Annotated in this window: 25 protein-coding genes and 1 pseudogene; 16 read left to right on the plus strand and 10 right to left on the minus strand. The window is 62.9% G+C overall.

What is annotated here, in order from left to right; translation table 11 throughout:
* Window positions 1-93: 93 nt before the first annotated feature.
* The gene (locus tag NKH19_RS23615) at window positions 94-1,047 is read right to left on the minus strand and encodes a hydrogen peroxide-inducible genes activator (protein ID WP_352863691.1); all 954 of its coding nucleotides are present in this window, start codon (window positions 1,045-1,047) and stop codon (window positions 94-96) included.
* Between the two features lie 254 nt (window positions 1,048-1,301).
* Here NKH19_RS23615 and katG point away from each other — a divergent pair, with 254 nt between their 5' ends.
* Both katG and NKH19_RS23625 read left to right on the plus strand, forming a co-directional pair.
* Window positions 1,302-3,497 carry a catalase/peroxidase HPI gene (katG, locus tag NKH19_RS23620; protein ID WP_352863689.1) on the plus strand — a complete coding sequence of 732 codons (2,196 nt, stop codon included), beginning with the start codon at window positions 1,302-1,304 and terminating at the stop codon, window positions 3,495-3,497.
* A 283-nt stretch (window positions 3,498-3,780) separates the two neighbouring features.
* A complete protein-coding gene (locus NKH19_RS23625) occupies window positions 3,781-4,338 on the plus strand; it encodes a GNAT family N-acetyltransferase (protein WP_352863687.1) in 558 nt (185 codons plus the stop codon).
* 280 nt (window positions 4,339-4,618) lie between these two features.
* Here NKH19_RS23625 and NKH19_RS23630 read toward each other — a convergent pair.
* The 4 genes and pseudogenes from NKH19_RS23630 to NKH19_RS23645 all read right to left on the minus strand — a co-directional run.
* Window positions 4,619-4,861 (minus strand): annotated as a pseudogene (locus tag NKH19_RS23630) (MerR family DNA-binding protein); the annotation flags it as partial.
* 17 nt (window positions 4,862-4,878) lie between these two features.
* Entirely contained in the window at window positions 4,879-6,063 is a 1,185-nt protein-coding gene (locus NKH19_RS23635) for an MFS transporter (protein WP_352863685.1), read from the minus strand.
* Window positions 6,064-6,230: 167 nt separating this feature from the next.
* The gene (locus tag NKH19_RS23640; RefSeq protein WP_352863683.1) at window positions 6,231-6,440 is read right to left on the minus strand and encodes a DUF2061 domain-containing protein; all 210 of its coding nucleotides are present in this window, start codon (window positions 6,438-6,440) and stop codon (window positions 6,231-6,233) included.
* Between the two features lie 106 nt (window positions 6,441-6,546).
* Complete coding sequence (locus tag NKH19_RS23645) at window positions 6,547-8,211, minus strand: Na/Pi cotransporter family protein (RefSeq protein ID WP_352863681.1); 1,665 nt, start codon at window positions 8,209-8,211, stop codon at window positions 6,547-6,549.
* A 385-nt stretch (window positions 8,212-8,596) separates the two neighbouring features.
* Between NKH19_RS23645 and NKH19_RS23650 the strand changes: the two genes are divergently transcribed.
* The 8 genes from NKH19_RS23650 (at window position 8,597) to NKH19_RS23685 (ending at window position 16,218) form a co-directional block, all read left to right on the plus strand.
* Window positions 8,597-8,965: an RcnB family protein gene (locus NKH19_RS23650; protein WP_352863680.1), complete on the plus strand. Its 369-nt coding sequence runs from the start codon at window positions 8,597-8,599 to the stop codon at window positions 8,963-8,965.
* 91 nt (window positions 8,966-9,056) lie between these two features.
* The gene (locus tag NKH19_RS23655) at window positions 9,057-9,350 is read left to right on the plus strand and encodes a type II toxin-antitoxin system RelE family toxin (RefSeq protein WP_352863678.1); all 294 of its coding nucleotides are present in this window, start codon (window positions 9,057-9,059) and stop codon (window positions 9,348-9,350) included.
* Window positions 9,351-9,362: 12 nt separating this feature from the next.
* Entirely contained in the window at window positions 9,363-9,728 is a 366-nt protein-coding gene (locus NKH19_RS23660) for a helix-turn-helix transcriptional regulator (protein ID WP_352863677.1), read from the plus strand.
* A 113-nt stretch (window positions 9,729-9,841) separates the two neighbouring features.
* On the plus strand, window positions 9,842-11,803 hold the full coding sequence (dnaG, locus tag NKH19_RS23665; RefSeq protein ID WP_352863675.1) for a DNA primase: 1,962 nt from the start codon (window positions 9,842-9,844) through the stop codon (window positions 11,801-11,803).
* 420 nt (window positions 11,804-12,223) lie between these two features.
* Window positions 12,224-14,245, plus strand: coding sequence for an RNA polymerase sigma factor RpoD (gene rpoD, locus NKH19_RS23670; protein ID WP_352863673.1), 2,022 nt, complete (start codon window positions 12,224-12,226; stop codon window positions 14,243-14,245).
* 180 nt (window positions 14,246-14,425) lie between these two features.
* Entirely contained in the window at window positions 14,426-14,719 is a 294-nt protein-coding gene (locus tag NKH19_RS23675) for a GYD domain-containing protein (protein WP_352863672.1), read from the plus strand.
* Between the two features lie 65 nt (window positions 14,720-14,784).
* Window positions 14,785-15,849 (plus strand): DMT family transporter, encoded by a 1,065-nt coding sequence (locus NKH19_RS23680; protein WP_352863669.1) that lies wholly within the window; start codon window positions 14,785-14,787, stop codon window positions 15,847-15,849.
* Window positions 15,850-16,218, plus strand: coding sequence for a thiol-disulfide oxidoreductase DCC family protein (locus NKH19_RS23685; protein ID WP_352863668.1), 369 nt, complete (start codon window positions 15,850-15,852; stop codon window positions 16,216-16,218). It abuts the gene before it with no gap.
* Window positions 16,219-16,284: 66 nt separating this feature from the next.
* Here the strand turns inward: NKH19_RS23685 and NKH19_RS23690 are convergent, their stop codons facing one another.
* The gene (locus NKH19_RS23690; RefSeq protein ID WP_352863667.1) at window positions 16,285-16,542 is read right to left on the minus strand and encodes a DUF2798 domain-containing protein; all 258 of its coding nucleotides are present in this window, start codon (window positions 16,540-16,542) and stop codon (window positions 16,285-16,287) included.
* Between the two features lie 272 nt (window positions 16,543-16,814).
* On the opposite strand from NKH19_RS23690, the gene NKH19_RS23695 reads away from it, so the two are divergent.
* The 4 genes from NKH19_RS23695 to NKH19_RS23710 all read left to right on the plus strand — a co-directional run bounded on the left by NKH19_RS23695 (window position 16,815) and on the right by NKH19_RS23710 (window position 19,065).
* Window positions 16,815-17,495 (plus strand): PadR family transcriptional regulator, encoded by a 681-nt coding sequence (locus NKH19_RS23695; protein WP_352863666.1) that lies wholly within the window; start codon window positions 16,815-16,817, stop codon window positions 17,493-17,495.
* A gap of 114 nt (window positions 17,496-17,609) precedes the next feature.
* A complete protein-coding gene (locus tag NKH19_RS23700; RefSeq protein WP_352863664.1) occupies window positions 17,610-17,906 on the plus strand; it encodes an HlyU family transcriptional regulator in 297 nt (98 codons plus the stop codon).
* 105 nt (window positions 17,907-18,011) lie between these two features.
* Window positions 18,012-18,494 carry a transcription elongation factor GreA gene (gene greA, locus NKH19_RS23705; RefSeq protein ID WP_352863663.1) on the plus strand — a complete coding sequence of 161 codons (483 nt, stop codon included), beginning with the start codon at window positions 18,012-18,014 and terminating at the stop codon, window positions 18,492-18,494.
* Between the two features lie 133 nt (window positions 18,495-18,627).
* A complete protein-coding gene (locus NKH19_RS23710) occupies window positions 18,628-19,065 on the plus strand; it encodes a hypothetical protein (protein WP_502911015.1) in 438 nt (145 codons plus the stop codon).
* Between the two features lie 55 nt (window positions 19,066-19,120).
* Here the strand turns inward: NKH19_RS23710 and NKH19_RS23715 are convergent, their stop codons facing one another.
* The 3 genes from NKH19_RS23715 to NKH19_RS23725 all read right to left on the minus strand — a co-directional run bounded on the left by NKH19_RS23715 (window position 19,121) and on the right by NKH19_RS23725 (window position 21,727).
* Window positions 19,121-19,642, minus strand: a complete 522-nt coding sequence (locus NKH19_RS23715; RefSeq protein WP_352863662.1) for a hypothetical protein — start codon at window positions 19,640-19,642, stop codon at window positions 19,121-19,123.
* Between the two features lie 296 nt (window positions 19,643-19,938).
* The gene (locus NKH19_RS23720; protein ID WP_352863661.1) at window positions 19,939-21,141 is read right to left on the minus strand and encodes an MFS transporter; all 1,203 of its coding nucleotides are present in this window, start codon (window positions 21,139-21,141) and stop codon (window positions 19,939-19,941) included.
* A 127-nt stretch (window positions 21,142-21,268) separates the two neighbouring features.
* Complete coding sequence (locus NKH19_RS23725; RefSeq protein WP_352863660.1) at window positions 21,269-21,727, minus strand: Lrp/AsnC family transcriptional regulator; 459 nt, start codon at window positions 21,725-21,727, stop codon at window positions 21,269-21,271.
* Between the two features lie 169 nt (window positions 21,728-21,896).
* Here NKH19_RS23725 and NKH19_RS23730 point away from each other — a divergent pair, with 169 nt between their 5' ends.
* Entirely contained in the window at window positions 21,897-22,631 is a 735-nt protein-coding gene (locus NKH19_RS23730; protein ID WP_352863658.1) for an AzlC family ABC transporter permease, read from the plus strand.
* Window positions 22,628-22,927: an AzlD family protein gene (locus NKH19_RS23735; RefSeq protein WP_352863657.1), complete on the plus strand. Its 300-nt coding sequence runs from the start codon at window positions 22,628-22,630 to the stop codon at window positions 22,925-22,927. The genes NKH19_RS23730 and NKH19_RS23735 overlap by 4 nt, the downstream gene beginning before the upstream one ends.
* A 59-nt stretch (window positions 22,928-22,986) precedes the next feature.
* Here NKH19_RS23735 and NKH19_RS23740 read toward each other — a convergent pair whose 3' ends face one another.
* Window positions 22,987-23,622 (minus strand): FMN-dependent NADH-azoreductase, encoded by a 636-nt coding sequence (locus NKH19_RS23740; RefSeq protein ID WP_352863655.1) that lies wholly within the window; start codon window positions 23,620-23,622, stop codon window positions 22,987-22,989.
* Between the last annotated feature and the right edge of the window lie 49 nt (window positions 23,623-23,671).

A 23,671-nucleotide genomic window follows, 5' to 3' on the forward strand; every position in this document is an offset into this window, starting at 1 on the left:
TGCCGCCGAGAATCAATCATAAATGGTCCCGCATCAATCTGCGAAACACATCTTGTTTAGCGCACCCACTAGGACGGATCTGTCAAGCAGCCTTCATTGGGCGGCTGCCGCCAGGTTCAGGAGGTGTGCAACCGATGGTGGATTGTGTTGCGCGCGCAGCGCGTCGGCTGACTGACGAACGACTTCGGAAATCCGCAGCAGCTGTTTGGCGATGGGACTGGTGTTGCGCCAGACCATGCCGATCGTGCGCGAGGGCTGGGGATTTCTGAAGCGCGCGATGGAAACCGGTGCCGAGCGCGTCTCCACCGCCACGGCCATTTCCGGAATCAAGGTGACGCCGATGCCGGCGCCGACCATCTGCACCAAGGTCGACAGCGAGCTACCGTCCAGCAACTCGCGTGGCCGCGCCGAATGCATGCTGCAGAACGACAGCGCCTGGTCGCGAAAGCAATGGCCTTCTTCCAGGAGAAGCAGCCGCATCTCGCGCAGCATTTCGCGATTGGGCACCGGCTTTCCCTCGTCCTCGCCGGGCCGGACCAACACGAAGTTCTCGGCAAACAGCACGACCTCCGTCAACGATGGTTCGGACACCGGCAGCGCGACAATAGCCGCGTCGAGCCGGCCGTCCGCCAGTTCCTGGATCAGCTTCTGCGTCAGCGTCTCGCGCACATGGATATCGAGGCCGTCATGCATGCGCGAGAGATTGCCGATGATGGTCGGCAAAAGGTATGGCGCGACCGTCGGGATGACGCCGATGCGGAGCCGGCCGACCAGCCGGTCACGCGAGGAGCGGGCGAGATCAGTCAGTTCGTCCACCGAACGCAGGATGTCGCGCACGCGCAAGGCAAACTCCTCGCCGAAATTGGTCAGACGGACTTGCCGCGGACCTCTTTCGAACAGCTCGGTGCCGAGCGTCGCCTCCAATTCCTTGATCTGCACCGAGATAGCGGGCTGGGAGATCGCGCATGCATCGGCCGCGCGGCCGAAATGGTTGTGTCGGGCCAGCGCCTCGAAATAACGCAGCTGCTTCAGCGTCAGGTTTGTCATAGTGTGATCTTATCGCTGCAATCAGGAAATCCAACTTAAATTAATCACACGGCTTTGCTATAGGAACTGTAAGGAGGAGCAGCCAGGACCGCCTGGTCCAGGCGCCCGCAGTGACGGGACTTCCAAGATATTCGGTCGCGTATCGGGCACAGGTCATCGCGCCTGCCATGAAACGGACCACCTCCAGGGACATCCAGTGTCCTTGCTCACGCAGCCGTTGAAGCAGCACAACACAGCCACGATCGGAGAAAAACATGGACGCCAACACAGACGACAACAGCAAGGGCAAATGCCCGGTTGCGCATGGGTCCTCCCGCAGGAGCAACCGTGACTGGTGGCCAAACCAACTTGACCTCGGCGTTCTGCATCAGCAATCGAACCTCTCCGACCCGATGGGCGAGGCGTTCGACTATGCCGAGGAATTCAAGTCGCTCGATCTCGATGCGGTGATCAAGGATCTGCACCATGTGATGACGGATTCGCAGGATTGGTGGCCCGCCGATTTCGGCCACTACGGACCGCTGTTCATCCGCATGGCCTGGCACAGTGCCGGCACCTATCGCATCGGCGACGGCCGTGGCGGCGCCGGCGCCGGCCAGCAGCGTTTCGCGCCGCTCAACAGCTGGCCGGACAATGCCAATCTCGACAAGGCGCGCCGGCTGCTGTGGCCGGTCAAGCAGAAATACGGCAGGAAGATCTCCTGGGCCGACCTGTTGATCCTCGCCGGCAATGTCGCGCTCGAATCGATGGGCTTCAAGACCTTCGGCTTCGCCGGCGGCCGTGCCGACGTCTGGGAGCCCGAGCAGGACGTGGACTGGGGTTCGGAAACCAAGTGGCTCGACGACGAGCGCTACTCCGGCGATCGTGAACTCCAAGGCCATCTCGGCGCCGTGCAGATGGGTCTGATCTACGTCAATCCGGAAGGGCCGAACGGCAAGCCGGATCCGCTGGCTTCGGCACGCGACATCCGCGAAACCTTCGGCCGCATGGCGATGAACGACGAGGAGACCGTGGCGCTGATCGCCGGCGGCCACACCTTCGGCAAGACGCACGGCGCCGGCGATGCCTCGTTGGTGGGAGCCGAGCCGGAAGGCGCCGGCATCGAAGCGCAGGGCCTCGGCTGGTCGAGCAAGCATGCCACCGGCATTGCAGGCGACGCGATCACCTCGGGCCTCGAGGTGACCTGGACCACGACGCCGACCAAGTGGAGCAACAACTTCTTCGACAATCTGTTCAACTACGAATGGGAGCTGACGAAGAGCCCGGCGGGCGCCCATCAATGGACGCCGAAGGGCGGCGCCGGTGCCGGCACCGTGCCGGATGCCCACGATCCGTCAAAGCGCCGCGCGCCGTCCATGCTGACCACCGATCTCGCGCTGAGGGTCGATCCGGCCTACGAAAAGATCTCGCGGCGTTTCCACGAGCATCCCGACCAGTTCGCCGACGCGTTTGCCCGCGCCTGGTACAAGCTGACCCACCGCGACATGGGCCCGATCGCTCGCTATCTCGGCCCGCTCGTGCCGAAGGAAGTGCTGATCTGGCAGGATCCGATCCCGGCGGTCGACCACGAATTGGTCAGCGAGCAGGATATCGCATCCCTGAAGTCGAAGATCCTGGCATCGGGCCTGTCGGTCTCCGAGTTGGTTTCGACCGCTTGGGCGTCGGCCTCGACATTCCGCAATTCCGACAAGCGCGGCGGCGCCAACGGTGCCCGCATCCGGCTCGCGCCGCAGAAGGACTGGGAGGTCAACCAGCCGGCCGAACTGTCGAAGGTGTTTGCCAGGCTTGAAGGCATCCAGAACGAGTTCAACGCGGCACAGACCGGCGGCAAGAAGGTCTCACTTGCCGACCTCATCGTGCTCGGCGGCGTCGCCGCGGTCGAAAAAGCCGCGAAAGATGGGGGCCATGAGGTGAAGGTGCCATTCACGCCAGGCCGCATGGACGCCTCTCAGGAACAGACGGATGTTCATTCCTTTGCGCCGCTCGAGCCGAAAGTCGATGGCTTCCGCAACTATGCCAGGGGCAAGCAGCCGATGTCGACCGAAGCCATGCTGGTCGATCGGGCGCAATTGCTGTCGCTGACGGCGCCGGAGATGACGGTGCTGGTCGGCGGCTTGCGGGTGCTTGGCGCCAACACGGCCAAGTCGAAGCACGGCGTGTTCACCGACCGGCCGGGGACGCTGACCAACGACTTCTTCGTCAACCTGCTCAGCATGAACACGGTCTGGGATCCGGCCGCCGGCTCCGACGAAGTCTACGAAGCGCGCGACCGTAAGACCAAGGCGGTCAAGTGGACCGGCACGCGCGCAGATCTGATCTTCGGTTCGCACGCGCAATTGCGTGCACTTGCCGAGGTCTATGGCTCCGCCGACGCCGGGCAGAAATTCGCCAGGGATTTCGTGGCGGCATGGACCAAGGTGATGAACGCCGACCGCTTCGACATCGCCTGAGATCGCTAGAGCGGGATGCATTTGAATTGAACCTGGCATCCCGCTCTAACTGTTTGTTTTAGCCGCATTTCTGCGACGCCAAGCGATTCCGCTTGGCTGCAAAATGCTCTAGTGGCGATCCAGTGCGACCGTGCCGTTGCGCCAGTCCTCCCAAGGACTTGGATCAGGGCCGCGTTTCCAGCGATGGGAACGCGGCCCTGTCGCAAGAGGCTGCCCCTTGGTGGACCGTGCCTCGCCGGGCGATGCTGCTATCTTATCGCCGTAGCGTCTCCGCCGGTGCACCATGGTCGAAATCGTCAAACCCGCGCTTGAACATCTGCCGTCCTATAAGGCGGCGCTTGAGCGCGGCTGGTCGCCGGACAATGTGCGGCTGATGGAAGCGACGCGCGAGCAGCTTGCGGCAATCGAAAAAGATCCAGTGGCCTTTCTCGCCGACCTCGACGATCCCCAAGCCAGGGGCGGCCCGATCACCTTGCCGGATGGCAGGCAAGTACCGCGCCTGCCGGGCTTCCGCCGCTGGATATGGGACGGCGAGGCGTCGGGCTCGATCGGCTTCCGCTGGCAGCCAGGAACGGCGGAGCTGCCGCCACATGTGCTTGGCCATATCGGCTATGCGGTGGTGCCGTGGAAGCGGCGGCGCGGCTACGCCACCGAGGCGCTGCGGCTGATGCTGGACGAGGCGAGGGCGGTCGGGCTGCCCTATGTCGAGATCACCGCCAAGCCGGGCAATCCGGCATCGCACAAGGTGATCCTTGCCAATGGCGGCAAGCTCGTCGAGCGCTTCTTCGAGGACGCCGCCTATGGCGGGGCGGAGAGTTTGCGGTTTCGGATCGAGCTGTAGGTGGGGCGGGGTTGAATCTGCTCGCTCCCTCTCTTCGAGCGTTGCGCCGCCCCTCATCCGCCTGCCGGCACCTTCTCCCCGTATAGCGACGGGGTGAAGGGGGCTGCCGCGACCTCGGCGCCTTTTCTGCAGCGCTGGTGATTGGCGAAACCATTGATGAGGGCGTCCTTCGCCCCGTTTACGGGGAGAAGATGGCGGCAGCCAGATGAGGGGCGGCGCCGACGTAGACATGGGAGCGGTATAGCAACTGCCCGACACGCAAGCTGCCCCGTCGAACCTCTCAATCATGCTCGTCAGCGCACAGCGCGTGGTCGGATAGCGCGCGGATGACGTAGCAGTCGCCGACCTTCTCGCCATTGCAGCAGGTGGCGATGCGTTCGAGTTCGGCCTCCAGCCGCTTCAGCCGGGCGATCTTCTCCCGCACCGAGATCAGTTGTTGCTCGGCGATCCGGTCGGCGTGGCCGCTCAATTCGATCAGCGAGCGGATGTCCTCGACAGCGAAACCGAGGTCGCGGGCGTGGCGGAAAACCGGCGTCCACTCTACTCCGCTGGGGCCGTCAGTGGCGGCGTGGCGTTGCTGCGCCCTTCCCAGACATAAGAGGCGAGCGCCACCGCGACGGCGACCAGCATGGCGATAGCACCGAGCAGCGGCAGGCTGCGGTAGCCATAGCCGGCATTTAGCATGGCGGCGCCCAGCGACGCGGCCAGCGCGATGCCGACATTGAAGCCGGACGGAATGAGCGACGAAGCGAGGTTCGAGGCGTCTGCCGTCCAGGCCAGGATCCGGGTTTGGATCGGTGTGCCGATGGCGAAGTTGAGACCGCCCCAGATGACGATGGCGATAATCAGCAGCAGGGGATAGGGGCTCACGGCATGGATGATGGCTAGCGTCACCGCCTGCAGGGCCAGCATGGTGATCAATGACGGCATCAGCTTCCAGTCGGAGAGCTTGCCGCCGAGAAAGACACCGAGCGTTGCGCCGACGCCGTTGAGCAGCAGCACCCACGGCACCAGGTTCTCGTCGAGCCCGGTGACCTCCAGCAAAGTCGGCGTGATGTAGGTGAACAGGCCGAACTGGCCGATCATCAGCATCAACATCAGGATCAGCGAGGTCCAGACCTGCTGGCGGGCCAGCACGCGAACCTCGCGGGCGAGGCCGGCGGGCTTGACCTGATATCCCGTCGCGCGCGGCAACAGCGCCGCCATGGCAAGCGTTGCCGCCACGCCGAGCGCGCACATCACCCAGAAGGTGGCGCGCCAGCCCCAGATGTTGCCGATCGCGGTGCCGGCGGGCACGCCTATGACGTTGGAGACGGTGAGGCCGGACAGGATGACGGCAACCGCCATGCCGCGCTGGTCCTCGCGCACAAGTCCGACGGCGACGACCATGGCGACGCCGAAATAGGCGCCATGCGCGACCGCGACGGCAATGCGCAACAAAAGCATCGAGGTGAAGTCGGGCGCCAGCGCGCAGGCCGCCTGGCCGATGGTGAAGGCGATGGCGAGGCCGAGCAGCAAGCTCTTGCGCGACAGCGACTTGGTGGCTAGCGCCAGCAGCGGACCGCCGACGGCTATGCCGCAGGCATAGCCGGAGACGAGATAGCCGGCCGAGGGAACCGAAACGCCAAGCCCTTGCGCCACTTGCGGCAGCACGCCGGCAATGACGAATTCGGTGGTGCCGAAGGCAAAGGCGGCGATGAACAAGGCGATGAGCGGAAGCGACATAGCGGGAATTGGATCCTCGAACGCAGGCCTCAAACCACGGATGAGCGTCGCGGGCAATCCAGAAATTGTTGGCGCCGCTTTAGCTTTTCTTGATCGAGTTTCCGCGCGTCACTTGTTCGCGCGACGGCCGGCGAGGGCACGCGAACTCGGTCGTGCACCGAGGGCCGCTATGCCACGGTTTTGCGCCCGTAAGGAATTTTCAGCCACGTCCGCTCGTGAAAATAGTAGAGCAGCGATTTGGTGACGACCTCGGTCAGGCCGATTGCCGCGGCGAGCTTGATGCTTCCGGTCACGACCAGCGAGATGATCATCGTGTCGATGGTGCCGGTCACCCGCCAGGAGAGCGCCTTGGCGAAGCTGCGCGAATGGGTGTCCATCGATTTCCTCCGAAAGGCTGGGCTAATGAACCCTTATCCCGACTGGAGGAAACAGGGCAAAGGTATTTTGCCGCCGAAGCGAGTACGGTGCTTGACGGTGTCGTGATCAGCTCGCCTTCAGCCGCGACCCGGTGAGCAGGCCGCGCTCTTCGAGCACCGGATAGGCCATCGAGGCCAGCAGCGAGTTGATCTGCTTCAGGTCGCGGATGGTGTCGAGATGGATCGAGCTGGTCTCGACGCTCTTGGCGGTGCCATCGCGCAGGCGCTCGAAATGGCTGGTGCTGGTTTCCTTCTCGCGGTCGCGCAGCTGGTCCTTTTCCAGCACCAGCTGGCGGGCGGTTTCGGGATCGCGCGACACCAGCACGTTGAAGGCAAGCCGCGCGTTGGCGAGCACCGAACTGTGGAAGGCGAACAACTCGCTCCAGCCCTCGTCGGTGAATTCCAGTCCGCGCTCGAACTTCTTCTTCACATGCACCAGCATGTTGCGCACGATGATGTCGCCGACCTGCTCGAGCTTGACGCAGGCGCCGATCAACTCCTGGCAGCGCAGCGCCTCGTCCTCGGTCAGCGGGTTCCTGGTCAGCTTGGCCAGATAGAGCTTGATCGCGGCATGCTTCCTGTCGACGCGGTCGTCGAGTGCAGCCAGCGCCATGATCTTGTCGGCGTCGGCACTTTCATAGAGCTCGATGATGCGCTTGAGCATGATCTCGACCGTCTCGCAGACGCGCACCACCTCGCGCGTGGCATTGGCCAGCGCCTGGCTTGGCACGTCGAGCGCGCTCTCGTTGAGCGCGGACAGCTCGACGACGTCGAGCGAGGCGGCCGGCACGGGCCTAGTGCCGAGCGCCACGATCTTCTCCGAGGCGCGGTAGACGAACCCGGCCAGCGGCAGCCCGGCGAGCAGGATCAGCACATTGAACAGGATGTGGGCGTTGACGATCTGGTCCGCGGCCGTCGAACCGAGGAAGGCGAAGTGCGGCCTGAAGATCATGACCAGGATCAGCATGACCAGCGAGCCAAGCCCGCGCATCAGGAGATTGCCGATCGGCACGACGCGCACTTCGGGGCTCGACGAGCGTGTCAGCATCGGCGCGATAATCGAGGAGCCGAGATTGACGCCGAGGATGAGGACGACGCCGAGTTCCGGCGTGATCAGGCCACGACCGGCCAGCGTCGCCATCAAGAGAACCGCCGCGATGCTCGACTGGAACAGCCAGGTGATCAGCGCCGCCAGCAGATAGGCGGTGATGGAATCGGTGGAGAAGTAGTTGATGATGACCGGCAGGAGCTGGCTGTTGCGCAGCGGTTCCGATGCCTGGCCGATCATTTCCAGCGACAGGATCAACAGGCCGATGCCGACCAGGATGCGGCCGGACTGGCGCCAGTCGCGCCGCTCGGTGGCCATGAACATCACCGTGCCGGTGATCAGGCAAAGCGGCACCAGCAGGGTGAGATCGAAGGTCAGCAGCTTGACCACCAGCGCCGAGCCGATCTCGGCCCCACGCACGGCAAGTTGGCCCGCGGCGCCCGAGACGATGCCGGAGCCGGCGAAGGAGCCGACCAGCAGCGTGACGGCGGTGGAACTCTGCAGGGCGATGGCGAGGCCGGTGCCGGCCAGCACCGCCATGATCGGATTGCGCATGGTGGCGCGCAGACGATGGCGCAACACGTCGCCATAGGCACGCTCGACGCCGGTCTTCACCATGCGGGTGGCAAACAGCATCAGCGCCACGGCGCCGGCCAGATGCAGAAGGACGACGGAGCCGCTCATCTTGTCGCCCGCGTGCGAACAGGGCGCGCGACGCGGCCAGCGTGGCGAGCGGGATGAAAAGCGGGGTTACGAATCATGTTCATGGCAGTGGCCGATAATAACTCGAATATTTTAGCCGGATAATAAAATCTTGTGGATTTCAAAGGGCCGTTGCCGCGCGACAGGCAGTGTCGGAAAATGGATTGAGGCGCAAAAGGTTGCATTGCCGGGCTACCGTGGCACGGCGGATTCGCGCGGGTTGCCGCGCTTGTCTCCTACCTTTGCGAGGATGTTCAACTCCCTCGATTAAATGAAGGAATTCATTACACAATTGTAATGCCGGCGTTCAGTTTCGGTTCATCAGTGCCGCGCTATTCCCCTGATGTCGACAACCAGGAGACTTCTGATGAAACGCATTGTCCTTTCCGCCCTCGCTTTCTCGATGCTGGCCGCCACGTCGTTCACCAGCCAGGCCGCACCGCTGACTGCGCAGGTCGCACCACAGTCGAACTATAGCCAGGTCGACTGGCAGAAGCCCGGCCACCATACCGATGTGAAGAAGCGCGTCTTCAAGAAGACGGTCGTCGTGAAGCGCAGCCATTGGCGCAATGGCCAGAAATATTCCAGCTGGAAGCGTCACCAACCGATCCGCGATTATGGCCGCTATGGCCTGCATCGTCCCGGCCGTGGCCAGGAATGGATCCGCGTCGGCAACGACTATGTGCTGGTCGGCATCCTCTCCGGCGTCATCTTCGGCGCGCTTGCCGCTCATTAACCGGCACTTAGCCGGACATTTGAAGGGAGGCGGCCCGCCATGGCCGCTTTTCTGCCGTCCGCGACCAACTCCTCACCAACATTAAGAAGTTTTGAAACAGCTTGCCGAAAATATCACGATGTGCGATATTTTCGAGGTGAAGCGGGTCATTCTCCTTCCTCTGGCTGCCAAGGCGCTGCGAAAGCATCGGGCGGATGCCGAGAGAATTCTGTCGAAGATAGAAGCATATGCCAATGACCCGAGCAGCCTTGCAAACATGGTCAAGGCGTTGCAAGGCTCGACCGCTCTGCGTTTGAGGGTGGGTGACTATCGTGTGATGTTCGAGGAAACGGATCAGGAGATCATCGTCACCAGGATCGGACCGCGCGGGTCGGTTTATGATTGAAGGGATGCCAAGGTGAACAACGTTGCCTATGTCACGACGCCAGGTGGCGAGGAACTGGCCATCTTACCACGCAGCGAACTGGATGCGTTGCGGGAATCGCTGGACCACGCACAGGCGCTGGGCAGCTTTCGCGCAGGCCAGATTCCAGGACTTACTCCGGACGAGGCACGGGCTCTTGTCGCAGCGGTCTCTCCGCTTGCTTTCTGGCGCAGGTATCGCAAGCTTACCCAAGCTGTGCTCTCCGCGTCCGTCGGAGTGACGCAGAACTATCTTTCTGAAATCGAGAACGGAAAGCGTGGAGGGGATGTCGCGCTTTGGCTGCGGCTGGCTCGCGCGCTCGAACTGCCGGTTGAAAGTCTCGTCGACGAAGGCGATTGATCGACAGGCTATAGGCAAGGCCGCCTTTTGCCCTGTGGAAACCGGGTATGGCCCGCATTAGGGGTCGTCGGATTTCGCGGGCATGATTATATGGTGGGGAAACGAGTTCCCCGATGCGCTTTCCGCCTGCTTTCCTCGACGAGATACGCGACCGCGTGCCGATTTCATCGGTTATCGGCCAGCGCGTTGCGTGGGACCGGAAGAAGACCAACGCGCCGCGCGGCGACTATTGGGCCTGCTGCCCGTTCCATGGCGAGAAGAGCCCGTCCTTCCACTGCGAGGACAAGAAGGGCCGCTACCATTGTTTCGGCTGCTCGGTCTCGGGCGATCATTTCAAGTTCCTGACCGAACTCGACGGGATGAGCTTTCCCGAAGCGGTCGAAAAGATCGCCGACATGGCCGGCGTGCAGATGCCGGTTCGCGATGCCCAGGAGGAGCGGCGCGAAAAGGAACGCGCCAGCCTGACCGACGTCATGGAGATGGCGACCACCTTCTTCCAGGAACGGCTGCAGGGACCGGAAGGCGCGAAAGCCCGCGCCTATCTGCGCGATCGTGGACTGACACCGGCGACGCAGCAATCGTTCCGGCTCGGCTTCGCGCCCGATAGCCGCAATGCGCTCAAGGAGCATCTCGCCGCCAAGGGTGTTCCCAAGGCCGATATCGAGGCCTGCGGGCTGGTGCGCCACGGCGACGACATCCCGGTTTCCTATGACTGGTTCCGCGACCGCATCATGTTCCCGATCCCGGATTCGCGCGGCAAGATCATCGCCTTCGGCGGGCGCGCGCTGCAGCCGGATGCGCTGGCCAAATACATGAACTCGCCCGATACCGAGCTCTTCCACAAGGGCAATGTGCTCTATAATTTCGCCCGCGCCCGCCAAGCAATGGGAAAGGGGGCCCTGGCCAAGGGCGGCACGGTCATCGCCGTCGAGGGCTATATGGACGTCATCGCGCTGGCGCAGGCCGGCTTCGAGAATGTCGTGGCGCCGCTCGGCACCGCGCTCACCGAAAACCAGCTTGAATTGCTTTGGCGCATGGCGCCGGAGCCGATGTTGTGTTTCGACGGCGACAAGGCTGGGCTGAAGGCGGCGTGGCGCGCGGCCGACATGGCACTGCCGTCGGTGCAGGCCGGGCGTTCGGCGCGCTTCGCGCTGCTGCCGGAAGGCAAGGATCCCGACGATCTGGTCAAGGCCGAAGGACCGGATGCTTTCCGTCGCGTACTGGCCGACGCACGGCCGCTGGTCGATCTGCTGTGGATGCGTGAGACGGCGGGCGGCGTCTTCGATACGCCGGAGCGGCGGGCCGAGCTTGAGAAGACGCTGCGCGAGCTGACCAGCCGTATCCGCGACGAAAGCCTGCGCTACCATTATCAGCAGGAGATGCGCGAACGCGTGCTGAGCTTCTTCGGCTCGCAGCGCAGTGCGCGCCAAGGGCGTCAAGATGGCGGCCGGCCAGGCGAGCGCGGCCAGGGCAAGACGCCCGCACCCGGCGGACAGTTCGCCAAGAGTGGCGGCGGCCGCATCGCGATCACTGAAAGCCTCGGCCAGTCAGCTTTGGTCAAGCGTGGCAGCGAGGGGATGTCGGTGCGCGAGGCGACGATCATTGTCGCGCTGATCAACCATCCAGCGTTGATCGACGAGAATTTCGCGCATATCGAGTTTCTCGATCTCGCCAACTCCGATCTGCGACGGCTGCATGCGGCGATCCTCGATGCGATGGCGCATGACATGGCCAATGACCGTCATGCCGTTATCGCCACGATCGAACGCGCCGGCTGCGCCGAGATCTGGGAGCGGGCCGTCGGCTTGATCCGGCGTATGCGTCAATGGCCGGCGCTGGAGACCGCTGCCCTTGACGATGCCCGCGACGCTTTCAGCCAGGCACTGCACTTGCAGCGCAGCGCGCGCACCTTACATAAGGAGCTGAAACAGGCGGAAGCGGCGCTCGCCACCGATCCCACGGACGAAAACTACCGGCACCTGATCGAAATTCAGGCGCAATTTCAGGATGTACAGGCAACGGAAGCGCTGATCGAAGGATTCGGCGTGTCCTCGGGCAGGGCCGGGCGGGCTTAGTTTGAAGCGAGTGAAATGTGAAGGCGTTGTTGCGCGTCGAAATGGCGTGCGGCGGGCTAAGTCGGGTAATTGATTCGCTTTTTTAAGGCGAATCATGCGAGAGGCGCTTGACCTTCTGGCAGAATGACGGAATCAGGACGATTCGAAACGTTAACCCGAACCCGCGTCGACGGGAAATAAGCGATGTGAGGGTACTGGTCACTGGACAGGCAGCCTGCCTGCCACAGATACCAGGGTTAATCTGGACTTAATGCATGTTGCCCAAAAGGAAACCGGTTTTGGGGCAACGACATGCACCAAACGATGAGTTGATGCAGTTACTGGCCCGGTGAAGCGCGTTCATAAGCGAGCGCATCCGATTTGACTGGTCCGACAGCTTACGCGGCTTTGATGTTCGGCCGCTAGGAGAAGATAAAGACTATGGCGACAAAGGAAAAGGAAGAGGTCGAAACCGAACGCGAAGGCGCCACCGATGGCCCTCTGCTCGACCTTTCCGATGATGCTGTCAAGAAGATGATCAAGGCCGCCAAGAAGCGCGGCTATGTCACCATGGACGAGCTGAATTCGGTGCTGCCCTCCGAGGAAGTCACCTCCGAGCAGATCGAGGACACGATGGCGATGCTGTCCGACATGGGCATCAACGTGGTCGAGGACGACGAGCAGGGCGAGGAGCCCGAAGCCGCCGACACCGCGGCCGATGCCGAGGAAGACGCCAACGAACTGGCCGAGCAGACCGGCACCGCCGTTGCCGCCACCACGACGAAGAAAGAGCCGACCGACCGCACCGACGATCCGGTGCGCATGTATCTGCGCGAGATGGGCTCGGTCGAGTTGCTGTCGCGCGAGGGCGAAATCGCCATCGCCAAGCGCATCGAGGCCGGCCGCGAGACGATGATCGCGGGCCTGTGCGAAAGTCCGCTGACTTTCCAGGCCATCATCATCTGGCGCGACGAACTCAACGAATCCAAGATCCTGCTGCGCGAGATCATCGACCTCGAAGCCACCTATGCCGGACCGGAAGCCAAGCAGGCGCCGGTCGTCGAGCGCATCGAGGAAGCCAAGGTCGAGGATAAGCCGCGCCGTTCGCGCGACGAGGAAGACGACATCACCAATGTCGCCGCCGATACGCGCGGGCTGGTGGATGACGACGAGGAAGACGAGGACGAAGCGAGCCTTTCGCTGGCGGCCATGGAAGCGGAACTCCGCCCGCAGGTGATGGAGACGCTCGACGTCATCGCCGACACTTACAAGAAGCTGCGCAAGCTGCAGGACCAGCAGGTCGAGAACCGTCTGGCCGCCGCCGGCACGCTGTCGCCCAGCCAGGACCGCCGGCTGAAGGAGCTGAAGGACCAGCTGATCAAGGCGGTGAAGTCGCTGTCGCTCAACACGGCGCGCATCGAGGCGCTGGTCGAGCAGCTCTACGACATCAACAAGCGCCTGGTGCAGAACGAGGGCAAGTTGCTCAGGCTCGCCGAAAGCTATGGCGTGCGCCGCGAGGAGTTCCTGAAGGAATATCAGGGTTCCGAGCTCGACCCGAACTGGACGCGCGCGATCGGCAACCTGACCTCGCGCGGCTGGAAGGAATTCACCAAGAACGAGAAGGACGCGATCAAGGACCTGCGCGCCGAGATCCAGAACCTCGCCACCGAAACGGCGATCTCGATCCTGGAATTCCGCAAGATCGTCAACCAGGTGCAGAAGGGCGAGCGCGAAGCGGCGATCGCCAAGAAGGAAATGGTCGAGGCCAATCTGCGCCTCGTCATCTCCATCGCCAAGAAATACACCAATCGCGGCCTGCAGTTCCTCGACCTGATCCAGGAAGGCAATATCGGCCTGATGAAGGCGGTGGACAAATTCGAATACCGCCGTGGCTACAAGTTCTCGACCTACGCGACATGGTGGATCAGGCAGGCGATCACCCGTTCGATCGCCGATCAGGCGCGCACCATCCGCATTCCGGTGCACATGATCGAAACGATCAACAAGATCGTGCGCACCTCGCGCCAGATGCTGCACGAGATCGGCCGCGAGCCGACGCCGGAAGAACTGGCCGAAAAGCTCGCCATGCCGCTCGAAAAAGTGCGCAAGGTGCTGAAGATCGCCAAGGAGCCGATCTCGCTCGAAACGCCGGTCGGCGACGAGGAGGATTCGCATCTGGGCGATTTCATCGAGGACAAGATGGCGATCCTGCCGATCGACGCGGCGATCCAGGCCAATTTGCGCGAGACCACCACGCGCGTGCTGGCCTCGCTGACGCCGCGCGAGGAGCGCGTTCTGCGCATGCGCTTCGGCATCGGCATGAACACCGACCATACGCTTGAAGAGGTCGGCCAGCAGTTCTCGGTCACCCGCGAACGTATCCGCCAGATCGAGGCCAAGGCGTTGCGCAAGCTGAAGCACCCGAGCCGCAGCCGCAAGCTCAGGAGCTTCCTGGATAGCTAGGACCTCCGACATCAAAGAGTTCAAGGGCGCCACTGGCGCCCTTTTTCGGTTTCGGGGCATGCTCTTGCGGCTCGGACGCTTCGGGAGGATAATTTCGTATCGGATGCATTTTCTGGGCGACAACCCGGATGCCCGCCCCGGCGAAGCCGCCGTGCTCCGTGGCCCCGGAGGAGGTGTGCCATGACAAGCTACATCGTGCTGATGAACTGGACCGAGCAGGGCGCCAAAAACGTGCGCGATTCACCGAAGCGGCTCGACGCCGCCAGGAAGCAGCTGGGAGATATGGGCGGATCGTTCAAGGCGTTCTACCTGACCATGGGCGAGTACGACATGGTGGCGCTGGTCGAAGCCCCCGACGACGCGGTCCTGGCGCGTTTCTCGCTGATGCTGGCGGCGGCCGGCAACGTCAGGACGCGAACGTTGAAGGCCTTCCCCGAATTCGCCTACCGCGAGATCATCACCTCGCTCGGATAGAGCCGTGACGAGACAGCGCGTAAAGCGCGTCGCCACTTTTGGGTAACGTGCGTTAGGATGTGGCCATGTCCGAACCGCATTCCCATTCGCATCTGTGGCCCGGCGTGCCGCTCGCGCTTGGCTCCGCCGCCTTGTTCGGGGCGACGCCGCCGCTCAGCAAGCTGCTGCTCGACGGCGTCAATCCCTTCATGCTGGCCGGACTGCTCTATCTCGGTGCCGGTCTCGGCCTCGCCTTGTATCGTTTGCTTCGGGGCAGGCAGGCCGCAGCCGAGGAAGCGCAGCTGACCGCTGGGGATATTCCCTGGTTGACGTTGGCAATCGGCATGGGCGGCATCATCGCGCCGGTGCTGCTGATGTTCGGTTTGACCCTCAACACGGCGTCCAGTTCGGCGCTGCTGCTCAATCTGGAAGGGCTGTCGACGATGACGATCGCCTGGCTCGTCTATCGCGAGAATGTCGACCGGCGTCTGCTTTTTGGCGCCTTCGCCATTCTGGCCGGCGCCGTTCTGCTGTCCTGGCAAGGTGACGGCATCGCCTTCAACCGTGGCGCCCTGCTGGTGGCGGGGGCTTGTGTGGCCTGGGGGCTCGACAACAATTTCACGCGCAGGATCTCGGCCACCGACCCGGTGATGATCGCCATGCTGAAGGGTCTGGTGGCGGGCGTCGTCAATGTCGGGCTGGCGCTTGCCGGCGGGGCTTCGTTTCCCCCAGCATCAATCGTCGCGGCCACCGCGGCCGTCGGCTTCTTCGGCATCGGCGTCAGCCTAGTGATGTTCATCGTGGCACTGCGTCATCTGGGCACCGCACGGACGGGAGCCTATTACTCGCTCGCCCCTTTTATCGGCGCGTTGCTGGCAATCGCCATCCTGGGTGACGCCGTCACGCTCAAGCTGGCGGTCGCAGGGCTTCTGATGGGCATCGGCCTCTGGCTGCATCTGTCGGAACGCCATGAGCACGAGCACGAACACGAGGAACTTGAACACGAGCACAGCCATGTGCATGACGAGCACCACCAGCACCATCATGACGAGCCGGTGAGCGAACCGCATTCGCACTGGCACCGGCATGCGCCGATGCGCCACCGGCATCCGCATTATCCCGACCTGCACCATAGGCATGGCCACGGGTAAATGCTCACCGTCTGGTACAACACGCGCTGCCCGGTTTGCGATACCGGCATCAGCAGGCAGAAGCGGCGGTTGATCGAAGCGGTCAAGGCCGGACGGATCGAGTTTCGCGACATCAACCTTGAACCGGCAGCGCTTGCCGGATTTGGCGCGTCCCTTGAGGATATCCGCCGCCGGCTGCACGCCACCGACGCGGGTGGCCAACTGCTGGTCGGCGCCGACGTGGCGATTGCCGTGTGGAAGGTCACGCCGGGCGAGGGCTGGCTGGCGACTTTGTTCGGCAATCCGGTTGTCTTGCCGCTGACACGCTTTGCCTATGATCGTTTCGCCGACCTGCTCTATGCCTGGAACCGACGCAAGGGTCGCTGGTAGCAGCTCGTCATTGATGGCCAGGAGCGCGAAGGTCCGGAGGACATCTCCGGACCTTTTTCGTGCGAGCTATCGGCTGGCCGGTTCGCACAGCGTGCCGACAATGCGGCGTACCATCGGCAGCACCAGCAGCAGCGTCGGAAACGCCACCAGCCAGGACAGGCCCCAGGCGGTCAACCAGATGGAAGCCAGGCCGGGATGGAAACCGAGGCTTTTCAGCGTCGAGATGAACGAGACGATGAAGGTCATCAACAGCGACAGCACCAGCGGGCTGAGAACAGCGGCATAGTGCGCAGGCAGCTTCCTGCGCTGATGTCTTGCAGTCATTTTGGGAGTTTCCCTGAATTGTCCGGTCCGTCGCATTGGCATCCATTCGCCGGTGACCGGCTGAATTGCCCGGAAAGGCCGGGGTTGGATGCGTTGCTTGACGTCAGACGCTTACGGAGCAGCCGAGGCGCTCGCGGGCCTTCTAGCGGCACGTTCCGGTGAAAGCAAGCCTCTTGGCATCGTTTCGAGATACATCGTAAGATATATCTTGACTCCAGCGATTGGCTTGCCTAATTAAGATATATCGTAAGATAGAACTCAAGGAGCAATCAATGCACAAGCAATTCGGGCACAATCATTTCGGCGAGCGCATGTTCATGCACATGGCCGGCAAATTTGGTGGCAGAGGAGGCGGCGGTTTCGGCCCGTTCGGGCATGGTGGTCGTGGCGGTGGACGCGGCGGCCCGGGCGACATGTTCCGCGCAGGCCGCATGCTGGCCGACGGCGACCTCAAGCTGATCACGCTGTCGCTGCTGGCCGAGGCACCGCGCCACGGCTACGACATCATCAAGGCACTGGAAGAGCGCACCAGCGGCATCTACAGCCCGAGCCCGGGCGTGGTCTACCCGACCCTGACCTTCCTGGAAGAGGCCGGCTACGCCGCCTCCGCCGCCGACGGCAACAAGAAGGTGTTCTCGATCACCGAGGCGGGCCAAGCGCATCTTGCCGACAATCGCGAGATGATCGACGGCGTGCTCGACCATCTCGAGCGTTTCGGCCGCAAGATGGCCAAGGCGCGCGACTGGTTCGGCTGGAACGACGAGAGCGAAGAGGGCGGTCGTCGTGGCGGTCGTGGTGGCCGTTCGGAAGCACGCGACGAGTTCCGTGCCGTGCGCCACCGGCTGCGCGCGGCTCTGGGCGACTTCGTCGATGCCCCGGCCGACAAGCAGGCCGAGGCGATCGCCATCCTCGAAGCCGCCGCCGAGGCGCTGGAAGCGCTGTCGCACAAGTAAGGTCTTCCGGCACGGCCGGACGCAGCCCTTGCCCGCCGGGCCAAGGACCGATAGTGAAATTCATCCCGCGCCACGCTACATGGTGTGGGATGAATGCTGTTGGAGGAAGCCCCGATGTCTTTTCTGAAGCGTCTTTTCGGCGGTGGTGGCGGCAATGAAGCGGCCGAGCCAAAAAACGCGGCACCAGCCAAGCAGGTCGAGCACAAGGGCTTTCTGATCAGCGCCACGCCCTACAAGGCGGACGGCCAATACCAGACCTGCGGCGTCGTCTCCAAGGAGATCGACGGTGTGGTGAAGGAACACAAATTCATCCGCGCCGACCGCTTCGCCGGGCTCGATGACGCCGTCGACATCTCGATCAAGAAGGGCATTCAGCTGGTCGACGAGCAGGGCGAGCGGATTTTCGGTTAGGCAGGACTGGTCGAGGCAACGAAATGTCGGCCCTCCGCAGGAAGCAGTTATTCGCCGCCAGTTTCTCGAACAACGGCCGTGGGCCGCAAGCAGAGAGTCTCGACAATGAGCGTAGCATTTGCCAAGGAGGAAAGTGCTGAGGCAGCATCGGAAACCATCCTGCCGGCTCGCCCTGTCTCCGACCGGATCAACCTCGTCACGGAGGCGGGCCTCAAGATGCTGCAGGATGAATTGGCTGGCGCTCAGCAGGCTCTCGAGGCCGCCAACATGCTGGAGGATGTCAACGAGAGGCGACGGCAGTCGGCGGTTCCGGTTCGAGATATGCGCTATTATGCCGAGCGCGTCCGTACGGCTCAGCTTATGTCGGCGCCCACGTCCAATGATGTGATCGCCTTCGGGCACAGCGTCACTTTCAAGCGTGATGATGGACGCATTCAGACCTTCCGTATCGTCGGCGAGGATGAGGCCAACCCGTCTCAAGCTTCGATATCGCATGGTTCGCCGGTTGCTATCGTGCTGACTGGCAAAACCGTTGGCGACTTTGTCCAGCTAGGGCAGCGCGAGCTTGAGATCCTGTCCATTTCTTAGTTGGACATCGGTATGATGCACGACCGGGGCGAGTGCCTGGAACCAATGACGGGTGAGACTGTTCAGTTGTAACTTTGAACCACGCTGACGAGCCCAGCCTTTGGGCAAGCGGCCACCTCAAGGAGCTCTCATCATGACGATTTCCAGAATTCGTTCACTCGCGGTTGCCGTCATCGCGGCAGGGGCAGTCAGCGTTGCCGGCGCCGCGCATGCCGACAGCGGCACGATTCGCTTTGCCATCTACAAGGCGGCCTTTTTCGTTGGTGGATCCGGGGGCGAGGGCACGCTGACCTTCCATGGTCGTCGCTATCCCATCTCGGTCGCCGGCGTCTCGGGCGGCCTCGCCTTCGGGGTCTCCAAGACCTATTTCCACGGGACCGTGCGCCACATCAGGCGCGCCCGGGATGTGACGGGGGTCTACGGTGCGGCGGGCGGTGGTGGCACGCTCGGCAAAGGGGCTCAGGTGATCGTCATGACCAATGACAAGGGCGCCCAACTCGAACTGTCAGGCAAGCAGGTAGGCCTGCAAGTCAACGCCGATCTCAGCGGTATGTCCATCACGGTGAAGTAAGAGGTTCGTCAGTCCTGGAAATGGACCTGGCCGTGGCGCCGCCGCGTGCCCCGGCTTAAACGCGCGCAATCGCCAAAAGCCAAGCCAGGATATCGAGCAACAGTAAGAGCAGCGCAATCTGCAACGCCACCCGAAGCCGCTGGATAATTCGCCAGTTGCTGGCCATGTCCGCCTTGATGCGCAGGGCAAGCGCGCGGCGCATCGCCGACATCGTCGTCGGCTTCTCGCCGTCGACATATTGATAGAGCAGCTCTTCGGGATCGAAGCGGAATGTATATTGGTGATAGGGCCAAAGCATGAAGACGATCAGTCCGCCGATGCCGAACAGCAGGGCCACCGCCGTCCAGTCCCAAGGCCCAAGACCGTTGGCAAGGGCCGCGCCGCCGAGCAACGAGTTGGCGAATGCGGTGGCAAAGATAAGGCTGCCGGCGCGGGTGCTCATGTTCTCCACAAGGGTCTGCTGTTGCGTGAGACCTCTCACCGCCTCCTGATAAATGAACGCAAGACGCGGATCGTCGTCGGCAACACCGCTTTCGACAATTCGGTTGCTTTCTCTTCCACTCGGACGTTCGGCCATAAGGGCGCCTCTCTGGTGTGGCGGGGACGCGCGAGCTTAGCCCCGATCCCTCGTCGCAGAAAATATGCTGGCCGTGGACCACTACACTTCGGCAAGGCCTGGGACGGCTGTAAAGCCGGCAGAACCAGTTGATCCGAACGGGCCAGACTCACACGTGCCTAGCCCGCATGGCTCGGATTCGATCCGGCCGAGGACCATGGCAGTTCACCGTTTCCATGAAACGGTGAACTGCTCTAGCTCTTTATTTTGACACAATTCCGGACGGAAAACCGTTTCACACTTTTCCTGGAATTGCTCTAAGCCGCCTGCAACTCCCGGCGGGGCAGCGGCGGGAAGGCGATGGCGATGCCGACCGCGCCAAGCCCGATGAGGGCCGAGCCGATGAACAGCCAGGAATAGTTGGCGTAGGCATCGAACACCATGCCGCCGGCCAGCGGTCCCAACGCCATGCCGAGGCTGGACAGCATCGTGGCGGCGCCGAACACGGTGCCGAGGATGGGCTGGCCGAAATATTCGCGCGCCAGCACCGCGTAGAGCGGCATGACGCCGCCATAGGTGGCGCCGAAGATGACGGCCAGCATGTAGAACTGCTCGAGCCGGCTGATCGAGAGATAGGCGGCAATGACGATCGCCTGGATCGCTAGGCCCGCGATCAGCACCGGCTTGACGCCAAGCCTGTCGGCCAGCACGCCGTAGAAAAGTCGGCCGCCGAGGCCGGCAAGGCCCTCGACGCTGTAGATCGAGACGGCTGCCATGGGCGCGACGCCGCACAGCATGGCATAGCTGACCATATGGAAGATCGGCCCGGAATGCGCCGCGCAGCAGGCAAAGAAGGTGAGGCCCAGTACGATGAATTGCGGCGAGCGCAGCGCCTGGCCGACCGTCAGGCCGGCGCCCTCGGTAGCCGGCGCTGGACTCGCAGCCGCCGTTGCTGGCTTTGGCGGCTGACGGACCAGCAGCACGGCCGGCAACAGCAGCACCCAGGCGGTGATGCCGATGTCGAACATGGCGGTGCGCCAGTCGTAGGCTGAGATCAGCCAGCGGGCGAAGGGCGAGATCGTCATCGGCGCCACGCCCATGCCGGCCGAGACCAGCGAGACGGCAAGGCCGCGGTTTGTCTCGAACCAGCCCGTGGTCAGCGCGATCATCGGCGCGAAGAAGGCGCTGGCGGCGAGGCCGACCAGCACGCCATAGGTGATCTGGAAGCTGAGCAGCGAACCGGCGCGGCTGGCCAGCACCAGCGCCGACCCGAGCAGCACCGCGCCGATCGTGACGACGATGCGGGCTCCAAAACGGTCCGAAATGGCGCCCCAGGCGAAGCCGCCAAGGCCCATCACCAGGAAGTTAAGGGTCATGGCGCTCGAAATGCCGGCGCGCGACCAGTTGGTGTCGATCGCCATCGGCTCAAGGAAGATCGCCAGCGAAAACATCGTGCCGATGGCGACACAGGACATCAGCGCGCCAGCCGCGACGATGACCCAACGATAGGAAAGGTTCATTCAAATCTCCCATGCCAGAGGGCAGCGCTGCGCGCTGCTTGCCTCCGAAGGACGCTGGCACCGAGGCCGATCCTACAATCCGGTTGCATTTTTTATCCAGTCTGAAATGACGGGGTTTTTCGTTGGCTCAGATCGGCAGTTCCGACGTGTATTTGATCGTCTGGCTGGGAACGTCGGTCTTGACGTTCTGCACGCCCTTGATGCGGCTCAGATGCTCCGACTGGAAGCGGCGGTAGTCGTCGATGCCGGCCGCCACCACGCGCACCATGGCATCGCAGTCGCCGAGCATCAGGTAGCACTCCATCACCTGCGGCAGCTTGGCCACTTCGGTGGCGAAATGCTCGATCGTGTCCTCGTCCTGTGCCTTCAGCCAGATGCGGGTGAAGAAGGTCAGGCCCTTGCCGATGCTGGCCGGGTTGAGCACGGCGACATAGCGGTCGATGATACCGGCTTCCTCCAGCAGCTTCACGCGCCGCAGGCAAGGCGAGGGCGACAGCCCGACTTCATTGGCCAGATCGGTGTTGGCCATGCGGCCGTCGCGTTGCAGCGCTCGCAGGATCCGCTTGTCGATCTCGTCCAGCTTCATGGTTTTGGATTCCATCTATTCGGCAATTTGTGACACTCAATGCCGAAATTCGGTGAAATACAACAATCTTTGCAACCAAATTGCGGACCGATATCGGTATGTTTGCCCCGACATCAGTTGATTTCAAATGCAGGGAAGCGGTGGCCGTGAGGTCAGCCGATGGATAACCATGAGTATTTCACAGGCAGTCGAGACGGCGGGCGACGGTTCGAGATCCGAATTCCGTCGTGGCGTGGCGTCATGCGCACCGGTGCTGTTCGGTACCATCCCCTATGCGCTGGTGCTCGGCGCCCAGGCAACCCAGAAAGGGCTGAGCACGGTCGAACTGTCCGCGATGACCGGGCTGAACTTTGCCGGTGGCTCGGAATTCGCGGCGGTCCAGTTGTGGACGTCGCCGCCGCATATCGCGCTCATCGTTGCCATCACCTTCCTGGTCAACAGCCGTCATTTGCTGATGGGAGCGGCACTGGCGCCGTTCCTGCGCGATCTGCCGAAGCGCAAGGTCTTTCCGGCGCTGTTTTTTATGTGCGATGAAAGCTGGGCACTTGGACTTGCCGATGCCAGGCAGCGTGCCGTTGCAGGCATCACGCCGGCCTTCAGCCCGCACTATTATATGGGCGCCGCACTCGCGATTTATCTCACCTGGGTGGCTTTCACCACGCTGGGTGCCTTGCTCGGCCCGATGCTGGGCCGTGTGGAGACCTACGGTTTCGACATGGCGTTCCCGGCCGTCTTCCTGGTGCTGATGCGCGGCATGTGGACGGACATGGCGGCGGCGCGGCTCTGGCTGATCAGCCTCGTCGTCGCGGCGCTGTTCTATCTCTTCGTCCCGGGCGCCTGGTATGTCGCCGCCGGCGCGGTGTCAGGGCTGGTCGCGGCCTGGCTGATGGCAGGTGATGCATGATCGACGCAACGACCCTTCTCACCATCGTGCTGATGGCCTGCGTTACCTACCTGACCCGGATCGGCGGCTATGTCGTGCTGCGTAATCGCACGCTCGGTGCCCGCGCCACGGCGGTGATGGAGGCGGCACCTGGTTGCGTGCTGATCTCGGTGATCGCGCCGGCCTTCGTGTCGAGGAATCCGGCCGACCTTCTGGCGCTGGGGATCACTCTCGCCGCCGCAACGCGGCTGTCCATGCTGCCAACTGTGTTGATCGGGATCTCTTCGGCGGGGCTGTTGCGGCATCTGATTGGCTAAAACGAAAAAGGCCAGGCGCCGAGGCGTCTGCCTTTTTCAATCCAGATGGTCGGTGTGACTTACGCTGCCGCCGCGACATCGCGGGTAGCTGCAACCACGGCGTCGACCTTGGCGGTCGCCTTGGCGAGCGCTGTGGCTACCGCGTCGGGTCCCATGCCGACGCCTTCGATGCGGATGACGTCTACATCGGTCATGCCGAGGAAGCCGAGCACGCCGCGCAAGTACGGAATGGCGTGATCGAACTGCACGGCGGCGCCCTCCGAATAGATGCCGCCGGAAGCGAGCACGATATAGACCTTCTTGCCGGTGACGAGGCCCTTGGGGCCGTTTTCGCCGTAGGCAAAGCTCTTGCCGGAGCGGGCGATGTGATCGACCCACGACTTCAGCGTCGAGGAAATGTTGAAATTGATGAAGCCGGTGGCGAGGATCACCGTGTCGGCGGCGAACAGTTCGTCGAGCACGACATCGGAGACACCGACGACTTCCGCCTGGCGCGGGGTGCGGGCCTCGACCGGCGTATAGATGCCGGTCGCGTAGTCGGCATCGATGTGCGGCAGCGGGTTGGCGACCAGATCACGCACCACGAGCGTGTTGGACGGATCGGCGGCGAGCAGCTTCTCGGCGAATTCGGTGGCGATACGGGTCGAGTGCGAAGCGGCGCCACGCGGGCTTGAGGTGACAAGAAGAATGGACATTTTGGGCTCTCCAGTGGTTGGAATGATTTGTCCCACCACATATGGGCTA

Origin of the sequence: Mesorhizobium sp. M1338, assembly GCF_040318045.1 — a bacterium.
Taxonomy (GTDB): domain Bacteria; phylum Pseudomonadota; class Alphaproteobacteria; order Rhizobiales; family Rhizobiaceae; genus Mesorhizobium.